16 protein-coding genes are annotated in these 17,877 nt (G+C 70.2%); 5 read left to right on the top strand and 11 right to left on the bottom strand.

Translation table 11 applies throughout. From position 1 onward, the window contains the following. Positions 1–32: 32 nt before the first annotated feature. From FZO89_RS14010 to FZO89_RS14000, 3 genes are all read right to left on the bottom strand, one after another. A complete protein-coding gene (locus FZO89_RS14010; RefSeq protein WP_149103831.1) occupies positions 33–1,427 on the bottom strand; it encodes a purple acid phosphatase family protein in 1,395 nt (464 codons plus the stop codon). A gap of 1 nt (position 1,428) precedes the next feature. After that, the gene (locus tag FZO89_RS14005; RefSeq protein ID WP_149103830.1) at positions 1,429–2,580 is read right to left on the bottom strand and encodes an NHL repeat-containing protein; all 1,152 of its coding nucleotides are present in this window, start codon (positions 2,578–2,580) and stop codon (positions 1,429–1,431) included. 117 nt (positions 2,581–2,697) lie between these two features. Further along, a complete protein-coding gene (locus FZO89_RS14000) occupies positions 2,698–5,250 on the bottom strand; it encodes a TonB-dependent receptor (RefSeq protein ID WP_149103829.1) in 2,553 nt (850 codons plus the stop codon). A gap of 155 nt (positions 5,251–5,405) precedes the next feature. Here FZO89_RS14000 and upp point away from each other — a divergent pair, with 155 nt between their 5' ends. After that, a complete protein-coding gene (upp, locus tag FZO89_RS13995; protein WP_149103828.1) occupies positions 5,406–6,038 on the top strand; it encodes a uracil phosphoribosyltransferase in 633 nt (210 codons plus the stop codon). Between the two features lie 73 nt (positions 6,039–6,111). Here upp and FZO89_RS13990 read toward each other — a convergent pair whose 3' ends face one another. Beyond that, positions 6,112–7,872, bottom strand: coding sequence for a glycoside hydrolase family 9 protein (locus tag FZO89_RS13990; RefSeq protein WP_149103827.1), 1,761 nt, complete (start codon positions 7,870–7,872; stop codon positions 6,112–6,114). Positions 7,873–8,306: 434 nt separating this feature from the next. Between FZO89_RS13990 and FZO89_RS13985 the strand changes: the two genes are divergently transcribed. After that, complete coding sequence (locus FZO89_RS13985) at positions 8,307–8,690, top strand: helix-turn-helix transcriptional regulator (protein ID WP_149103826.1); 384 nt, start codon at positions 8,307–8,309, stop codon at positions 8,688–8,690. Positions 8,691–8,708: 18 nt separating this feature from the next. Here FZO89_RS13985 and FZO89_RS13980 read toward each other — a convergent pair whose 3' ends face one another. The 7 genes from FZO89_RS13980 to rsmD all read right to left on the bottom strand — a co-directional run bounded on the left by FZO89_RS13980 (position 8,709) and on the right by rsmD (position 14,228). After that, positions 8,709–9,110: an MAPEG family protein gene (locus FZO89_RS13980; protein ID WP_149103825.1), complete on the bottom strand. Its 402-nt coding sequence runs from the start codon at positions 9,108–9,110 to the stop codon at positions 8,709–8,711. Then, positions 9,107–10,009 carry an MBL fold metallo-hydrolase gene (locus tag FZO89_RS13975; protein WP_149103824.1) on the bottom strand — a complete coding sequence of 301 codons (903 nt, stop codon included), beginning with the start codon at positions 10,007–10,009 and terminating at the stop codon, positions 9,107–9,109. Before FZO89_RS13975 ends, FZO89_RS13980 begins: the two co-directional genes overlap by 4 nt. A 206-nt stretch (positions 10,010–10,215) precedes the next feature. After that, positions 10,216–11,958: a gamma-glutamyltransferase gene (ggt, locus tag FZO89_RS13970; RefSeq protein WP_149103823.1), complete on the bottom strand. Its 1,743-nt coding sequence runs from the start codon at positions 11,956–11,958 to the stop codon at positions 10,216–10,218. Continuing rightward, the gene (locus FZO89_RS13965) at positions 11,955–12,209 is read right to left on the bottom strand and encodes a YfhL family 4Fe-4S dicluster ferredoxin (protein ID WP_149103822.1); all 255 of its coding nucleotides are present in this window, start codon (positions 12,207–12,209) and stop codon (positions 11,955–11,957) included. The genes ggt and FZO89_RS13965 overlap by 4 nt, the downstream gene beginning before the upstream one ends. 354 nt (positions 12,210–12,563) lie before the next feature. After that, complete coding sequence (locus FZO89_RS13960) at positions 12,564–13,049, bottom strand: hypothetical protein (RefSeq protein ID WP_149103821.1); 486 nt, start codon at positions 13,047–13,049, stop codon at positions 12,564–12,566. Between the two features lie 37 nt (positions 13,050–13,086). Continuing rightward, positions 13,087–13,590: a pantetheine-phosphate adenylyltransferase gene (coaD, locus tag FZO89_RS13955; protein ID WP_149103820.1), complete on the bottom strand. Its 504-nt coding sequence runs from the start codon at positions 13,588–13,590 to the stop codon at positions 13,087–13,089. Positions 13,591–13,655: 65 nt separating this feature from the next. Continuing rightward, positions 13,656–14,228: a 16S rRNA (guanine(966)-N(2))-methyltransferase RsmD gene (rsmD, locus tag FZO89_RS18890; RefSeq protein ID WP_149103819.1), complete on the bottom strand. Its 573-nt coding sequence runs from the start codon at positions 14,226–14,228 to the stop codon at positions 13,656–13,658. Here rsmD and ftsY point away from each other — a divergent pair. The 3 genes from ftsY to mutY are packed head-to-tail and all read left to right on the top strand — an operon-like array spanning position 14,113 to position 17,842. Beyond that, positions 14,113–15,483 (top strand): signal recognition particle-docking protein FtsY, encoded by a 1,371-nt coding sequence (gene ftsY / locus FZO89_RS13945; RefSeq protein WP_262378669.1) that lies wholly within the window; start codon positions 14,113–14,115, stop codon positions 15,481–15,483. The genes rsmD and ftsY overlap by 116 nt on opposite strands. Further along, positions 15,480–16,775, top strand: coding sequence for an AsmA family protein (locus tag FZO89_RS13940; protein WP_149103817.1), 1,296 nt, complete (start codon positions 15,480–15,482; stop codon positions 16,773–16,775). The genes ftsY and FZO89_RS13940 overlap by 4 nt, the downstream gene beginning before the upstream one ends. Beyond that, a complete protein-coding gene (mutY, locus tag FZO89_RS13935) occupies positions 16,772–17,842 on the top strand; it encodes an A/G-specific adenine glycosylase (RefSeq protein ID WP_149103816.1) in 1,071 nt (356 codons plus the stop codon). The genes FZO89_RS13940 and mutY overlap by 4 nt, the downstream gene beginning before the upstream one ends. Positions 17,843–17,877 lie beyond the last annotated feature (35 nt).

Genomic DNA, 17,877 nt, shown 5'->3' with positions numbered 1-17,877 from the left:
CGAACAACGCGCATCGTCCCGGTGTCATCAGGTCACTCCCAGCAACGATCCGTGCGCCCGCCCAATGTCTGCGACCGACCGCACTCGCGCTCGCCGATCCGGCCCTCCGTTCGCTCCTCGATGCGCTTGCCGGCATCGCCTTCATCGATCAGGGCGAAGGCGTCGTACAGGCGGCCGGTCGCGGTGCGGGCCTCGTAGCTCAAGCGGTTGCCCTCCAGCCGCAGCACCTGGAACAGCTGCGTGTCCTCGCCCACGGGCGACATGGTGGCGCGCGCGTCGTCGGACACGAGGTACTGCTTGGGTCCGGCCACCGACACCACGTAGACCGGCGGCACGCCGCCCTCGCTGCCGCGACGTCCGTAGAGGTGGTCGTGCCCCTGCAACACCAGGTCGACGCCATGGCGTTCCATCACCGGCATCAACTCGTCGCGCAACACCTGGTGGCGCTTGTTGCGCTCCTCGCCGCGCGGCGAATGGAACGGCTGGTGGATCAGCACCATGCTCCAGCGGTTGGGATTGTCGGCCAGCACCCCGTCCAGCCATGCGGCCTGCGTGGAAGCGGCATCCAGGTCGAGTGCGGACGTACCATCGATCACCGCGAAGCGGATGCCCTGGTAGTCGAACCAGTAGGTCGTGGGTTCGACGCCCTCGGCGCCATTCGCCGGGAGCGCGAAATGCGCCTTCCACTGCTCGCCGAGCACACGGCGCTCCTGCGGCGTGTCCTCGTGCTCTTCGAAGAACTCGTGGTTGCCCGGCGCCGGCGCGAAGGCCATCGTCGCGAGCGGCGCGGTGGCATCGAACCATTCGCCCCATTCGTCGTCGTCGACCGCTTCGCTGACCAGGTCGCCGGCGAACAGCACCAGGTTCGCGTTCGGCGCGCGGCGCACCGCCTCGAACATCACCCGCGTGGTCAGGCTGGCGTTCTTGTTCTGGGTGTCGCCGACGTAGAGGAACTCCAGTGGCGTGCCGACCGGTGCGGCCGTGCGCAGGTGGCGCCACGGGCTCCAGGTACGGTCGCCCTGCACGCGCCAGGCGTACAAGGTGCCGGGCCGCAGGCCGTCGATGCTTGCCTGGTGGTGGTGCGCCACACCGTTGGCCGTCGCCAGCCTGCGGGTGGCGGCCTTCACCTGCCGCGGCGGCGTGTCGCCATCCCACTGGTCCGGCGAGTCCTTCGCCACGACGATTTCCAGCGCCGGGGCGTCGACGGCCGCGTCGGTGCGCCAGCTCACCGAGAATCCGGTCGACGCGTCCTGCATCGGGACCGCGACGATACGATCGGGGAACCCCGTCGGGGCGTAGTGCACCACGCCCTTCGGCACCAGGGTGTTGGGTTCGACATGGCGCGCGGCTGGCGGCGCCTCGGCCAGCGCTGCGAGTGCGGGCAACACCAGCAGCAGCGCGGTGGCGAACCGAACGCGATGCGACATGTCAGCGGACCTCGCAGGCAGGCAGCGACAGTGCGGTGGCGATGTCGTTCCAGTCGAACGCCACCATGCCCTGGTCGTCGTGCACCGCATACAGCACGCCCCGCGGGAATCGGTCCGACGCGGAGCCATGCAGCCAGATGCCGTCGGTGTTGGCCACCGACCTGCCGGTCACGGCGCCCGCGTGCGCGAGCGTCGCGCGATCGAACAGATGGAACACGGTGCGGCCCTTGCCCTGTTCGGTGGTGATCCACCAGCCACCGCCATCGCCGCATGACTTCAGCATGATGCCTTCCGACTGCGCCTTGAACACGTCGCGGCCGATGGTCTGCCCGGCGAAATTCCCGGACAGGTCGTAGACCTTGAGCTCGTTGGCGTAGGTTTCGTCTTCCTCGGCGATCAGCAGGCGGTCGTTGGCCGCGTCGCCCCAGATCGACTCGACCACGCGCAGTGCGCCCTGCTCGCCGGTGTCGCCGAACGCGGACACCAGCCGCGCATCGAAACCGTCGCCCGACGGCGTCATCGCAAAGCGCTTCACCCGACGGTCAAGTTCGGAGAACGCGGGCAGGATGTCCTCGCCCTCGGCATCCTCGCCGGCCATGTAGGCGTCGGTCACGTAGACCTCGTAGCCGTTTCCGACCTTGTTCACCCACAGGCCGTAGGGCTTGACCAGGTCGTCCGCCGCGAACGTGGACACGTGCTCGAAGCCCGGCAGGCGCAGCACCTGCACGCGATGGTTGTCGCGCTCGACCACGAACAGCAGGTCGTCCGCCACCGCCACGCCGTTGGGCCGCTCGAACTCGCCCTGGCCGGCGCCGAGCGAGCCGACCGTGCGCAGCGTCTCCCCGGTCTTGCCGTCGTAGACCACCAGGGTATCGGTGGCCTTCGCGGTCGCGATCACCCAGATGTTGCCGTCCGGCGCCGACCAGGCCGCGGGCGAATCGATGTTGTCTTCCGGCGTCATCGCCGTCAGGAAGGCTTCCCCGATCACCGGGATGTCCCGCTCCGCGGGAGACGGGGTCGTCGTTGCGGTCGGCGCTTCGACGGCCGCCGGGGCGGCCGCCGTCGCCGGCTCTCCGCCGCAACCGGCAACGGCCAGTGCGATCGTGAGCAGCGACAGGGTACGCGCGGCACGGCGCGTGGCGAGGGTCGTCATGGTGGTTCTCCCGTGGATTCTTCCGGCGTTGCGCCGGGCACGAGGGGACATTAGGCCTGCGGCACTGACATCCGGCTGACAATCGATGTCAGCGGATGCCAGCCCGCGCCAGCCCGGTTACAGCCGCAGCTTGACGCCCATGACGTAGGTGCGGCCGTAAAGCTCGTTCTGCAGCGTGTTCGCCGGCGAGCCCTGGTAGAGCTCCAGCGGCTCGTCGAGCAGGTTGGCCGCCTCGAAGTACAGGCTCCAGCGGCCGCCGATCTTCCAGTCCGCGGTGAAGTCGAGCTGGGTGTTGGACGCGACCCAGATGTCGTAGTCGGGATCGTCCCCGATTTCGTCCAGGTACTCGCTGCGTCGTACCGCGGCGAGCCGGGTACTGATCGCACCCTTCTCGTAGCCGATGTGGGCGCTGTAGAGGTTCTCGGACGACCGCGGCAGCGGGAACTTCTCGCCGATGCGGTCGATCGAGGCACCCGCCGGCAAGCTGAACTCGGTGTCCAGCCAAGTGGCACTGAGACCGACCAGGAATCCGCTCGCGAAATGCTGCTGCCAGTTCAGCTCGATCCCGGACACGCTGGCATCGTCGCCGTTGACCGGCGTGGTCACGTCGAAACCCTCGTATTCCTGGTTGCCGGCGGTGACGGTTTCGGCGATGTATCCCTCGATGTCCTTGTGGAACACGCCGACCGAGAAGATCCCGGACTCACCGATGTAGCGCTCGGCCGAGAAGTCCAGGTTGCGCGACTCGTAGGGATCGAGGTCCGGATTACCCAGGTCGACTTCCCCTTCGTCGCGGTTGATCCGCGTGCGCGGCGAGATGTCCCCGAACGCGGGGCGACCGATGGTATTCGTGTAGGCGCCGCGGAAGACCCAGTCGGTGTCGCTGTCGTAGCGCAGGTGCAGGCCGGGCAGCACGTTGGTGTAGCTGCTGGAGACGTTGCGTGTCGTGATCGAGCCGATGGTTTCCTCGTCCTCGAGGTCGACGACGTTCCCGGTCGCCTCGAACTCGGTGCGTTCGACGCGCGCGCCGGCGATGACGCGCAGGTTGCCGAAGTCCATCGTCGCCATCAGGTAGCCGGCCAGGATGTCCTCGCTGGCCACGTAGTCCTCGATCAGCGAGATCTCGGTGTTGACCGCTTCGTCCTGCGGACGCGCGCTGTAGTCGCCGAGGCTGGCGCGGAGGTAGTCGTTCATCGCGCCGGAGCTGATGCCGTCGCCCATCTCGCCATGGCTGTAGTCCGGCGATCCGCTGGTCCACTCGCCGAGGTTGATGTCCGGTCCGACACGGAGCTCGGCCTCGTCGATGTTCACGTCGCGGTCGCGCCAGCGGCCCAGCAGACCCGTCTTCCAGCTGACTGCGTCGCCGTCGAAGCGAAAGTTCACCTGCGCGCTGACCTCGTCGTCGTCGACCCAGATCGGTGCGACCACGAAACGGTCGAACTCGTAGTTCCCGTTCCGCAGCCAGCCGCCGGACGGATCGTCGGCCACGGTGTAGCGCGGGATCGGGTGCGAACCGTCCACCGTGATCGACACGTCCTCGTCGGCGTCGTAGTCGAAGCGCGCTTCCACTTCATCCTCGACGCGTTCGCGCATCTGCGTGTAGCCGAGCTTGTAGTCCACCACCGCCGTGCCGAAGCGGTTCTCGCCACCGGCGCTTATCGTGAAGGTCTCCTCCTCCTTGGTACGCCAGCGCACGCGGCGGCTGAAGTCGCCCGGGTCGATGCCGTCGACGGTGTAGGTGCCATCGTCGTTCGCCGTGAAATCGCCCTCGCCCAGCGGGACGATGCTGCGCTGGCGCGTCTCCGCATCGGTGAAGTCGGTGAACAGCGTGCGCAGGTAGTAGCTGTTGCCCTCTCCGGGCCGCCAGTCCAGGTTGAGGTTGAGGCCCGTACGCTCGCGATTGATCGAGTACTTGCGCTGCTGCACCTCGATCGGCACCAGGGCGCCATCCAGTACCTCGTCGTCCTTGTCGTACTCCACCTCGATGTTGTCGGACTCGAAGTCGCGGTCCTGGTGGCTCAGTCCAAGGGCGACGCCGAACGTGCCGTCCGCGAAGATGTCGCTGTAGTTGAACGAGGCCTTGGGGCTGGTCTCCCCGCTCAGGCTCTGGTGGCTGGCCTCCGCCTTGGCGCGCACGCTGCGGCCGTCGCGGTCGAAGGCGGACGCGGATTCCACCAGGATCATGCCGCCGATGGAATCGCCGGGCATGTCCGGCGTGGGCGACTTGACCACCGTCAGCCGCTCGGTGGAATCGGACGGGATCACGTCCAGCGGAGCGGCACGCACCGAGTCTTCCGGGGTGCCGGCCGCAATCCCGTCGATGCTGACGCTGTTGAGCCCCGCATCGAGACCCCGGATCACGACGAAACGGCCTTCGCCCTGGTCGCGGGTGACGCTGATTCCCGGCAGGCGCGACAGCGATTCGCCCACGTTCTTGTCCGGGTACTGGCCCATCGAGTCGGAGGAGACGGTGTCCTGGATCGCATCGGAGCTGCGCTTGAGGTCGATCGCGCGAACCTGCGATTCGTACTGCGCGCGGACGACGACCGCATCGAGGTCGACGGCATCCATTCCGGGCGTGGCGGGTTGCGGATCCTGCGCCAAGGCGGCGGGCAGGGGTGACGCCAGCGCGAGCGCGATGGCGAAGTGAAGCGGGTGGCGACGCGACATGGGGGGTGCGATCCGGAAGTGTGAATACCGGGTGTGCACGCTATGTCCGTTCGATTGCAGCGCGATGACAACGATCGCCGGAGACGGCCAGGCCGCGGCTTCCGGCGCCGTCGCAAATCGGTCACACTGCACCAGCCGCCCCCGCCGTCATCTCGATGAAGACCGTCGAAGTCCGCCACCCGCTCGTCCAGCACAAGATCGGCCTGCTGCGCGATGCCTCGCTGAGCACCAAGGGCTTCCGCGAACTCGTCACCGAGCTCGGCACCCTGCTCGCCTACGAGGCGACGGCCGACCTCGAGACCGAACCCGCGACCATGCCCGGCTGGGCCGGCGAGGTGACGGTGCGCCGCATCGCCGGCGCCAAGATCACCCTGGTCCCGATCCTGCGCGCGGGCCTGGGCATGCTGCCGGGCGTGCTGGCGCTGATCCCCGCGGCGAAGGTGAGCGTGGTCGGGCTGCAGCGCGACGAGGAAACGCTGCAGCCGGTCCCCTACTTCGAACGCCTTACGGGTCGACTCGACGAACGCGACGCACTGATCCTCGATCCGATGCTCGCCACCGGCGGCACCCTGATCGCCACCATCGACATGCTCAAGCGTGCAGGGGCGCGGCGCATCAAGGGCATTTTCCTGGTCGCCGCGCCAGAGGGCCTGCGTGCACTCGAGGCCGCACATCCCGACGTGCAGGTGTATACCGCTGCCATCGACGAACGCCTCAACGAGCGCGGCTACATCCTGCCCGGACTGGGCGACGCCGGCGACCGGATCTTCGGCACGCGCGTGGGCTGACATTCCCGCTGGTACTGCCCTGCGAACCGCGGCCGGTCTCGCCGGGGCCGGGAAACACGCGCGATCCGGTGCGCTACTCGGCCGGCGTCAGCGACTGGATCGCCGCGCTCACGTACACCAGCGGCGCGTTCCAGTTGATCGCGATCTCGTTGCTGGCGTAGCTGCAGTCGTGGTCGATCCACGACAGTGCCGGCAGCTTCGACGGATAACCGCCCGCCGCCGCGCAGTCGTCGCGATCCTGCTGGCGCGGGTTGGGCCCGCCCGACAGCAGTCCCGGCACCGGTTCGGCGATGCCGTCGGCCTGCGAAGGACGATGGTGGATGCGCATCGGCGTGCGCGCGCCGTGCCCGGTCACGAACGAGACGCCAAGCGGATTGCGTCCAAGCACGTAGTCCAGCTGCGACTGCGCCGCATCCAGGTAGTCGCGACGCGCGTTGAGGCGGTATCCCTGCACCAGCATCATCGCCTGGTTGAGCGCCTGCGCGCTGCTGCCCCAGACGAAATCCTCCGGGGCCATCGCGATGCGCCAGGCGTCCTCGCGCGAACGGCTGGCCAGTCGCTGCGCCAGCGCATCGATCGCCGCAGCGACGCGCCCACGGATCGCCTCGTCCGGCAGCCGGTCGCGATGGCGTGCCAGCGAGCTCCAGCCGAGCGCACCGACCTGCGCCCACGAGGGCACGTCGGGTTCGACCGCGTGCCGCTCGAATGCGCGCAGGTAGGCTGCCTCCCCCGTCAGCAGGAACAGTTCCGCCGCAGCCCAGGCGAACTCGTCGTCGAAACCGTCGTCGCCGTAGGCGCCGGTCGCCACGTCGTCGGGCTGGCGGTACGGCACGTCCGGGTGCGCCTGCGCCCACGCCCACGCGCGCTCGGCTGCGGCGCGCATCCGCGCCGGCACCCCGGGAAACCGTGGTTCGAATTCCGCGTACACGCGCGCCGCCTGCGCCATCACCGCGGCGAAATCCAGCGCCGCCGCCGTGCCCTTCTGCACCACGTAGCGACGCTCGCGCGCCGCCTCCGGCATCACCGCGCCATCGAACCGCAGGTTGGTGAGCTTGTGGTAGACGCCGCCGTCGGCCGGATCCTGCATCGCCAGCATCCATCGCAGGTTCCACCAGGCCTCGTCGAGCAGGTCCGGAACCGCGTCGCCGCTCTCGGGGATGCCGATGTCGCGTTCCCGGAAGAATCCGGGAAAGTCCTCCCACGCCGCCAGCAACGTGGACATGGTGATCCCGGAGTTGACCACGTACTTGTTGTAGTCGCCGGCGTCGTACCAGCCTCCGGGCGCGGAGATCACGCTGCCGGCCGGGCGCGTGGTGGACGCGGCGGAGGCGTGGACTTCGACCTCGGTATCGGGATGTCCCGCCGCACGCGCATACGGGCCGGCGTGCATCGCCTGGAGTGCGGTCCCGGCGCGGTTGAAGTAGAACCCCTTGAGCGCGGCAGCGGCAAGATCGGAGTAGACGCCGTGACCCACCGCGAACGGATCGGAAAGCGGCAGGCCCTCGACGCGCAACCGGTAGCGGCCCGCCTCGGACAATCCGCCCAGATCCGCGATCGCCACCCGTCGCCCGGCCGGCGCCCAGTCCGCGGGCTCCGCCAGGTCGCCCCTCAGGACCACGGCGGCGTCGCCCTCGCGTACCACCTCGAAGGATCGTGCCTCCACGGTTTCCACCACCGCGAGCTTGCCCGCGGCGGGCAGGAACCCGAGCTGGTTGAGGCGGATCGCCGGCGTTGCGGAAGCGCCGCCGGCCTGCCCTGCCACCGGCAGCAGCGGCAACGCCGCCAGCATCAGGGTGCGAAGGACGCGGGGGAGTGGCGGGAAGGTGTCGGTCATGAGCCGATGCTCATGGCATCGGCCGACGCGCGCAAGTTGCGGACCAAGCCGGGGGGTGGAATGCGACACACAAGCGCCCGGCGGGGGGAGGACCGATCCGACCGGGTCGACGAAGCCGTCGACCCGGCCGAACCTGCGCTTGCTTCCAGCGTTTCCCTGCGGAATTGCTCCTATGGCGTCCATCCGTGGAGCCGACGCGACCACACGGGTGCCACATTCCGCGATGTCCCGGGGCCGCGCAATGGGCCAGACCCGGCCCCGGAGGTCAGTATTGCTGACGACTTCAAAATATGTTCCCTTCCTTCAAATGGTTGGGACCCCCTGTCAACGAAGGTAGACAAGCGTCGTCAGTATCGTTGACGTGTCAGTATTGCTGACCAACGGCTCGGCCCGGGCACGTAGTCTTGTCCCGGCGTTACCGAAAGAGGCACGGAATGAAGCTCAGTACACGCATCCGCACCGCACGGGTGCGCGCCGGGATGTCGCAGGCTGACCTCGCCGGGGCGCTCGGCGTCAGCCGCAGCGCGGTGGGCAACTGGGAAAGCGCGAAGGGGCGGGTATTCCCGTCCACCGAGCGGCTTTCGGAACTGGCCATGGCCACCGGCGTGTCCTACGAATGGCTGGCCACCGGCCGCGGCGCCCCGCAGGCGCCGAGCGACGGCATCCCCGCCGCCGACGCCGAGTTCGTGGACGACCCGGTCGAGCGTCGCCTGCTGGAAGCCTTCCGCGCCTGCAACGAGCAGTTCAAGCAGGCGATCCTGACCGTGCTCGAGGCGCAGGCGCCGCAGCGACCGCGCCGCCCGCGCCCCGGCGGCTGAAGCGCGCGGCGCCGCGCGCTAGAGCGTGTAGACCACCAGGGTCCGCCACAGTCCGAGCAGCGCCATCGCCAGCAGGACGAGGAACGTCAGCAACGCGCCGCTGAACCGGCCGAACGAATAGCCCGCCGAACCGCCCAGTCCGATCGCGTGCAGCACGCGCCCCGCCAGCAGCGCAGCGCCGAAGCTCCACAACAGGCCTGCGCCGACGCCCGAAAGTTCGAGCAGGGCGAGCAGCAGCAGGGCAAGCGGCACATACTCGGCGAAGTTGCCGTGGACCCGGACCCGGCGGGTCAGCGCCTCGTCGCCGCCGTGGCCGACGCCGATGCGCGTCGCCCGGCGATGCAGTACCACGCGCATCGCCAGCGCGACGTAGACGATCGCGTGCAGCGAGGCGAACAGCAGGGAGATGCGCGGCATCATGCGGCGCGCTCCAGGCGCAACGGTCGCGCCGCCAGCCGTGCAACCTGGTGGATCGCCGTGAACCGGCCGCGCTCGTCGCGTGCCAGTTGCGCCAGCGCGATATCGGGATCATGGGTGAGGAACAGATGCACGTCGCGCGCCAGCTTGTCCTCGAGGAAGGCCTGCTTTTCGTCGACCAGCAGTTCCGGGGAGCGATCGTAGCCCATCGTGATCGGCACGTGCACCCACGGCAGGCCGGGGACGAGGTCGGCGCAGAACACCACGCCGCCGTGCGGCTGGTCGTCGCGCAGGTCCGGGCCGAGGATCTCGGCCAGCATCATCCCCGGCGTGTGGCCGTCGCTGTAGTGGAAGCGCACTGCACCGCCGAGCGCAGGCGTGCGGTCGCCGTCGACGAATTCGATGCGGCCGCTGGCCTCGAGCAGGGCCGGCAACTCCGGGATGAAACTGGCGCGGTCGCGCGGATGCGGGTCGCAGGCGCGCGGCCAGTGGCGCCGGGACAGGACGAAGGTCGCGTTGGGGAACAGCAGTCGCGGCGGCGCGTCCGGCGCCCACGGCGCCAGCAGGCCGCCGGTGTGGTCGAAATGCAGGTGGCTGAGCACCACCACGTCGATGTCGGTGTGCTCGAAGCCGGCGGCGCGCAGCGAGTCGAGCAGCACGTGCCGGTCTTCGGCGACGCCGTAACGCTCGCGCAGGTCGGGGGCGAAGAACGCGCCGACACCGGTCTCGAACAGCACCGTTTTGCCGTTTAGCGGCGTCGCCAGCAGGCCGCGCGTCGCCAGGCGGATGCGGTTGGACGCATCGGGCTCGGCCCACTTCGTCCACATCGTGCGCGGCGCGTTGCCGAACATCGAGCCGCCGTCGAGCCGCTGGGAGTTGCCTTCGATCGACCAGAGTTTCATGGCTGGATTCCTGACTCCGGGTGGCGGACCGGGCGTATCGTCACTTCATTGCCGAAAAGCGGTGACCGGTGTCGCCACTTCCACCGTCCCCGGGACGCTGCTCGACAGGCTCTCCGCACCTTTCCCGTAGCGAGGGTCCGGGGCAAGGATACGCAACCGGTCGCCATCGAAACGGGCCCGGCCCTGCATGACATGCATGGATACGCTCAGCGCGCGGTTGCGCCGATCGCCTCCACCGCCGCCTTGCCCACCGGGTTGCGCGGATCGCTGCCGCCGTGCAGCGCGTTGTCGGCCAGGTCCCACTCCACGGTCTGGAGGTTGCCCCAGACATGGCTGGAACCGCGTCCGCCCGCGGCCTCGTCGCCCGGCAGCTTCAGGCTGTGCCCGAGCGCCCGCAGCGACTGCGCCACCTGCGGCGTGAACGCACCGCTTTCGGCCTCGATCACGTCGGGCATCCATTGCTGGTGGTAGCGCGGCAGCGCGCTCACGGCCTGCGCGTCGAGCCCGGCATCGAAACCGAGGATGCCGAGCAGCACCATGGTGATGATGCGGCTGCCGCCCGGCGTTCCCAGCACCACCACCTTGCCCGGCGACTGCATGAACGTGGGCGTCATCGAACTGAGCATGCGCTTGCCCGGCGCCGGCGCGTTGGCGTCGTAGCCCATCACGCCGAATGCATTCGGCGTGCCCGGCTTGAGCGCGAAATCGTCCATCTCGTTGTTGAGCAGCACGCCGGTGCCCGGCGGCACCAGGCCGGAACCGAACAGCAGGTTCACCGTCTGCGTCACCGCGGCGCGGTTGCCTTCCGCGTCGATGATCGAGAAGTGCGTGGTCTCCTCGTCCTCCAGCGGCGTCTGCTCGCCCGAGAGCAGGTCGCTGGGGGTGGCGCGCGACGGGTTGATCGTGGCGCGCAGTCCGGCGGCGTAGTCGGGGCTGGTCAGCAGCCGCTGCGGTACCTTCACGAAGTCCGGATCGCCGAGGTAGAAGGTCCGGTCGCGGAAGGCGCGACGCATCGATTCGGCCACCAGGTGCACGCGCAGCGGCTCGTCGAGCTCCTGCAGGTCCCAGCCGGAGAGGATCTGCAGCATCTGCGCAAGGGCGATGCCACCCGAGGACGGCGGCGGCGCGGTGACGATGTCCCAGTCGCGGTAACGGAAGCGGACGGGCTCGCGCTCCTTCACCGTGTAGGCGGCCAGCTCCTCGCCGGTCCACTGCCCCCCCTCGGCGTTCACGCCGGCGACGAGCTTTGCCGCCACCTCGCCGCGGTAGAAGCCGTCGAATCCATGCCCGGCCAGCAGTTCCAGGGTGCGTGCGAGGTCGGGCTGGCGGAACACCTCGCCCTCCTTCGGCGCCGCACCGCTGGCGAGATACACCGCGCGCGTGCCGGGATAGCGCTCCATCACCTCGCGTCGCTGCTGGTAACCGCGGGCGAAGCGCGCATAGACCGGGAAGCCGTCGCGGGCGATGCGGATCGCCGGCGCCAGCGAGGTGCGCAGCGGCAGCTTGCCGTAGGTCTCCGCGACGTGCACGAACGCGGCCGGCAGGCCCGGGATGCCCGCCGCCCAGGGGCCGTTGACCGCGCGGTCGCGGTCGAAGCCGCCGTCGGCCGTGAGGTAGCGTTCCTGGGTGGCCGCGGCCGGTGCCATCTCGCGCGCATCGACGAACACGTCCTTGCCGGTCTTCGCATCGTGCAGCAGGAAGAAGCCGCCGCCGCCGAGCCCCGACGAGATCGGCTCGACCACCGACAGCACCGCCGAGACGGCGACCGCGGCGTCGAAGGCGTTGCCACCCGCGCGCAGCGTCTCGAAGCCGGCGTCGGTGGCCAGCGCGTGCGCCGAGGCGATGGCGGCGCCGGGTGGTTGCGCGGAGGGCTTGGCGGATTCGCGCGCCGACAGCGGCGCCACGAACAGCAGGCAGGCGAACAGGACGGCGAGGGACTTGCGGCTCATGCGGACTCCTGCTGCAGGCGGCGCAGCTTGGCGAGCAACTGGGGCTCGGATTCGGGATGTTGCGGATCCGGATCGATGCACTCGACCGGGCACACCACCACGCACTGCGGTTCGTCGAAATGGCCCACGCACTCGGTGCACAGTGCCGGGTCGATGACGTAGATCGTTTCCCCCTGCGAGATCGCCTTGTTCGGGCAGACCGGCTCGCAGACGTCGCAATTGACGCAGAGCTCGTTGATCTTCAGGGACATGCGCACATTGTATGCGCTGCGTCGCGGCGGGCCCCGTTCCATGCCCGGAACGCAAGGGCACCGGCGGCCGGGCGGCGCCTGCTCCCTCGGATGGCGATGTGCCCACGCCCGCGTGCGCGGAGGGTGGTTGCCCCGTAAACCCGATCCCGCCCGCGCGGAGCGGCCATCCGGCAGCGCCTGCACTGCGGGCGTGGGGGACAACTGCTGCGCCGCTGGATCCCCGCCTGTGCGGGGACGACGTTCCGTCAGCCACGCCCGCGCCGCGGGCGCGGGGACTACTGCTGCGCCGCTGGATCCCCGCCTGCGCGGGGATGAAGCCGGCCCACGCCCGCGTTGCGGGCGTGGGCCGGATGGTCACTTGGCTTCGACGAAGACGTATTCGACGCCGGCCGGCTCCACCGCGGCCTTCACCCTGCCGCTGTTGGCGGTGTCGCCGATGTAGACCACGCGCACGCCCTTCATCGTGTTGGGAGTGACTTCGCCGAACGCCTCGACGATCAGGTCCGCCGTCTTGGTCGGATCCAGGCCGGCGTAGGCCAGGATGTTGCCCTTCACGATGCCGCGGGCGACATCCATCTTGGCCTTGTCGAGCAGGCGGTTGTGCGCCTCCGGATCTTGCGTGTTCTCGCTGGCGGGCACCCAGTACACATAGGGCTGGTTGGTGATGCCTTCCATGTGCCGCGGCACCTGGTCGTTGAGGTAGGCATGCCAGCTGGCCTTGTCGTCGGTGGTCGGCGCCGCGACCGGCGCCTTTTCGACCGGCGCGGCCTCTTCCTTCTTGCATGCCGCCAGGGGCAGCACCAGGCACGCAGCCAGCGCCAGGCTCTTCATCAGGTTCATGGTGTTACTCCGAGGGTAGGTGTGGGGATGGACGATATCAGCCTGCGTCGCGTCGCCACTCGGCCTGCAGGGCCTCGGCCACGGCGGCCGGGACGAAACCGGACACGTCGCCGCCCAGCCGCGAGATCTCGCGGACCAGCGACGAGGAAATGAAGCCGTACTGCTCGGCGGGGGTCAGGAACAGGGTCTCCACTTCCGGAATCAGGTGGCGGTTCATGCTCGCCATCTGGAACTCGTACTCGAAGTCGGACACCGCGCGCAGCCCGCGCAGCAGGATGCCGCCGCCCATCTCGCGCACGAAATGCGCGAGCAGCGAATCGAAGCCACGCACCTCGACGTTCGGATGCCGCGCCAGCGCCTCGCGCGCCAGCCGCACACGCAGTTCCAGCGGCAGCGTCGGGCGTTTGGACGGGCTCTCCGCCACGCCCAGGATGAGGCGTTCGAACAGCGGCGCGGCCCGGTCGACCAGATCGATGTGGCCGTTGGTGATCGGGTCGAAAGTACCGGGATAGACCGCGGTGCGGGTGCGGGCCGGGCTCATGGCGTGGCGTTGGCGCAGTCGTTGTCCGGGAGTCGCCGCAGTGTAGCAGCGCGACCCGCCCGCGTTCAGCCGGCGCGCCGGTACAGCGCGTGACGGGTTTCGCGGGTCGTGCCCTCGCGATGCAGTCGCCAGGCAGCTCCGGGCGCGATGCTGCGTTGCAGCGGAGTTTCCAGGTACAGCCAGGCGCGTCCGGTCGTCCACGCATCCAGTTGCGCCAGCACCCCGTCCCACAGTTCGGCGGCAAACGGCGGGTCGACGAACACGATGTCGAAGCGCCCTTGCAGCGGCGCGCCCAGGAACGAGGTCGCGTCGGCCTGCACGATCGTCGCCGCCTCGCCTCCGGGCAGCCGCGCCGCGCTGGCGCGCAGGGTCTGGCACAGGCGCGGATCGCGTTCGACCAGCAGTGCCTCGCGCGCTCCACGCGATAGCGCCTCGAATCCGAGTGCGCCGCTGCCGGCGAACAGGTCGAGTACGCGCGCGCCGGCCAGCGCCGGCTGCAGCCAGTTGAACAGGGTCTCGCGGGTGCGGTCGGAGGTCGGGCGCAAGCCGTCCAGGTCGGCGACCGGCAGCTTCGTCCCGCGCCAGCGGCCGCCGATGATGCGCACCGCGCCGGCGCGGCCGGGGCTTGCCCGGTTCATCGGGGCGTACGGGGGGCGGGTGCTAGCATGGCTCCATTCTCGCGCACTCCGACGCTCGCCCCGCATGCTCAAGTTCTTCCGCCGCAAGAAGCCCGACCCGGCCGCGGCGCCAGACGCGTCGCCCGAAGCCGCTGCCGACACCCGCGACATGCCGGCGCCCCTGCCCGGCGACGCGGCTCCGGTCACCCCGGATCCTGCTGCGGTGCTCGTGGTGTCGCCGGACCAGGCGCCGCCCGCGCGTCCGCCCGAGCACGCTTCGGCACCGGCCCCAGGCGCGGTCGAGCCATTCCCATCGCCATCGCACGAACCGGAACCGGCACTGCCCGCGGCGGCGCCAGGCAAGCCAGGCTGGCGCGACCGCCTGCGCGGCAGCGGCTTCGCACGCAGCTTCGGCGGGTTGTTCTCGCGCAATCCCAGGCTCGACGAAGACCTGCTCGACGAGATCGAGACCGCGCTGCTGACCGCCGACGTGGGCGTCGCCGCGACCACCCAGCTGGTTGAAGGCCTGCGCAAGCGGATGAAGTCGCGCGAGTTCGCCGACGCCCGCGCCCTGCTCGCGGCGTTGCGCGCGGACCTGGTCGCGCTGCTGCAGCCGGTCGCGCAGCCACTGCGGATCGATGCGGCGGCCAGGCCCTTCGTGATCCTCACCGTCGGTGTCAACGGCGTCGGCAAGACCACCACCATCGGCAAGCTCGCGCGTCGTTTCAAGGATGAGGGCCATGCGCTGGTGCTCGCCGCAGGCGACACCTTCCGCGCCGCCGCCGTGGCGCAGTTGCAGGCCTGGGGCGAACGCAACGACGTGACCGTGATCGCCCAGGGCCAGGACGCGGACCCGGCTTCGGTCGCCTTCGATGCGCTGCAGGCCGCGAAGGCGCGCGGAACCGAGGTCCTGATCGCCGATACCGCCGGCCGCCTCCATACCCAGCAGGGACTGATGGCGGAGCTGGGCAAGATCCGGCGCGTGCTCGGCAAGCTCGATCCCAACGCGCCGCACGAGGTGCTGATGGTGATCGACGGCACCACCGGTCAGAACGCGCTGTCGCAGCTGCGGCAGTTCCACGCCGCGGTCGGCGTCACCGGGCTGGTGGTCACCAAGCTCGACGGCACCGCCAAGGGCGGCGTGGTGTTCGCGCTGGCACGCGAGTTCGGCATCCCGATCCGCTTCGCCGGCATCGGCGAACGCCCGGAGGACCTGCGCGTGTTCGATGCGCAGGCCTTCGTCGACGCCCTGCTGCCGGAGTCGCTCGGCGGGTGAACGCCTCCCCGCGCCAGGCCGGGACGCCGCGGGCGCGCCGGCGCTGGCCGCGCGTGCTGCTGGTGTGCGCAGTTCCGCTGGCGCTGCTGGTGGTGCTGTGGCTGGTGGTCTGGCTGGCGTTGCCCCCCGAGCGCGTGGTGCCGATGGTGCTGGCGCGCATCGGTGCGTCGATGAACCTGGAGATCAGCGCCGAAGGCGACGCGGCCTCCCGCCTGGGTGCGCACCCCAGCTTCGTGGTGCGCAACCTGGTCGCGCGCGAACCGGGCGCGGAGCGGCCGCTGCTTCAGGCGCGGCGCCTTCTGGTGTCGCTGCCCTGGAGCACGATCCGCAGCCTCGGCGACACGCTCGATCTGGTCCGCATCGAACTCGACGAACCGGTCGTGGACGTGGCCGCGTTGCAGCACTGGCTGGGCACGCGGCCGCCGGGCGAGGGTCGCCTGCCGACGCTGTCGGACGGGCTGCGCGTGCGCGACGGCCGCATCGAGGGCGCCGGCTGGCGGATCGAGGCGCTGCGACTCGCGCTGCCACGATTGCATCCCGATCAGCCGTTGCGCGCGCAGGCCGCCGGGCGCTACGTCGATGCATCGACACGTGCCCCGTTCGATCTCGCCGCCACACTGATGCGTCCGGCCAGCGGTCGCGGCTTCGCCGTCGCCGGCCCGGTCGTGCCTGCGCAAGGCGACTGGCGGTTGCCCGCATGGATCACGCTGTCGGGCGCGCTGCACTGGAACGATGGCCTTCGCCTGCTACCCGCCAGGTTCGGTGCGAGCGGGCGTTATCTGTCGGGCGACACCACGGTGCCCTTCTCGCTCGGCGTGCACGGGCCGCTGCGTGCGCACGACGGCAGCTGGACGCTGGTCCCGGCGGGTCTGGCGTTGCGCGGTGGCGGCCTGGTGCCCGTGTTCGACGCGCGCGGCCGGCTCGGCCTCGGCCAGCGGCTGCTGCTGGATCTCGATGGCCGCATCGCGCAGTGGCCCGAAGCGTGGCCCGCGCTGCCGCCGCCGCTCGGCGGCTCACGCGAACCGTTGGCACTCTCGCTCGCCTACCTCGGTGCGCCAGACCTGTCCGATCCGCTCGCGCTGCGCGCCGGGCGCGACGACATGCGTTTCGACGGCCGCCTCGACGTGCCCGCGCTGGTGGTCTGGGGCACGTCGACGCTGCCCGATTCCCTGCTGCCTCCGCTCGACGGGCGCCTCGAGGCAGCGCGCATCGAGATCTCCGGCGCGCAGCTCGAAGGTGTCGTGGTCGAGTTCGAGGATGATCCTGCAGCGGCGCCGGCGCCCCCGCCATGAACTCGACACAGGGTGGCGACCCGTTCGCGACGCACCTGCTGCAATGGTTCGATGTCTCCGGCCGCCACGACCTGCCGTGGCAGCACCCGCGCACGCCCTACCGCGTGTGGCTGTCGGAAATCATGCTGCAGCAGACCCAGGTGCGGGTGGTGGTGCCCTACTTCGAGCGCTTCGTCGCCGCGCTGCCCGACGTGGGCACGCTGGCGGCGGCACCGCTCGACGACGTACTCGCGCTGTGGTCGGGCCTGGGCTACTACGCCCGCGCGCGCAACCTGCATGCGGCCGCGCAACTGTGCGCGCAGCGGCACGGCGGCGAACTGCCGCGGGATTTCGACGCGCTGCTCGCGCTGCCCGGCATCGGCCGCAGCACCGCCGGCGCGATCCTGTCGCAGGCCTGGGGCGAGCGCGTGCCGATCCTCGACGGCAACGTCAAGCGCGTGCTGTGCCGCATGCATGGCGTCGAGGGCTGGCCCGGACTGCCCGCGATCGAGAAGCGCCTGTGGGCGATCGCCGAAGCGCACGTCCATGGCGTGCCTGCCGACCGCATGGCCGACTACACCCAGGCGCAGATGGATTTCGGCGCGACGCTGTGCACCCGCCACGATCCGGCCTGCATGCTGTGCGCGTTGCAGCACGACTGCGTGGCGCTGCGCGAGGGACGGGTCGAGGAACTGCCCACGCCCAAGCCCGGCAAGCCCCTGCCCGAACGCCACGCGCTGGCGCTGCTGCTGCACGATGCGCAAGGCCGCGTGCTGCTGCAGCGACGCCCGCCGACCGGGATCTGGGCCGCTCTGTGGTCGCTGCCCGAGCACACCGACCACGACCAGGCCCGCGCCTGGTACAGCGGCCACATCGGCGACGGCTACGACAGTGCCGAAGCGCTCGACCCGATCGCCCATGGCTTCACCCACTACCGGCTCACCCTGCAGCCGCTGGAATGGCGCGGGGCGGCCCTGGGCGCCAGCGTGCGCGACGACGACGGCCTGCGCTGGGTCGCGCGCGACGAACTGCGCTCGCTCGGCATCCCCGCGCCGATCCGCAGCCTGCTGGAGCGCCGGCTGCCGTAGGAGCGCTTTCAGGCGCGATGTCCTGCGACCGCGTG

The organism is Luteimonas viscosa (assembly GCF_008244685.1).
GTDB lineage: Bacteria > Pseudomonadota > Gammaproteobacteria > Xanthomonadales > Xanthomonadaceae > Luteimonas > Luteimonas viscosa.
The sequence above is the reverse complement of the archived record's forward strand: the minus strand, read 5'-3'. Positions and strand labels throughout refer to the sequence as shown.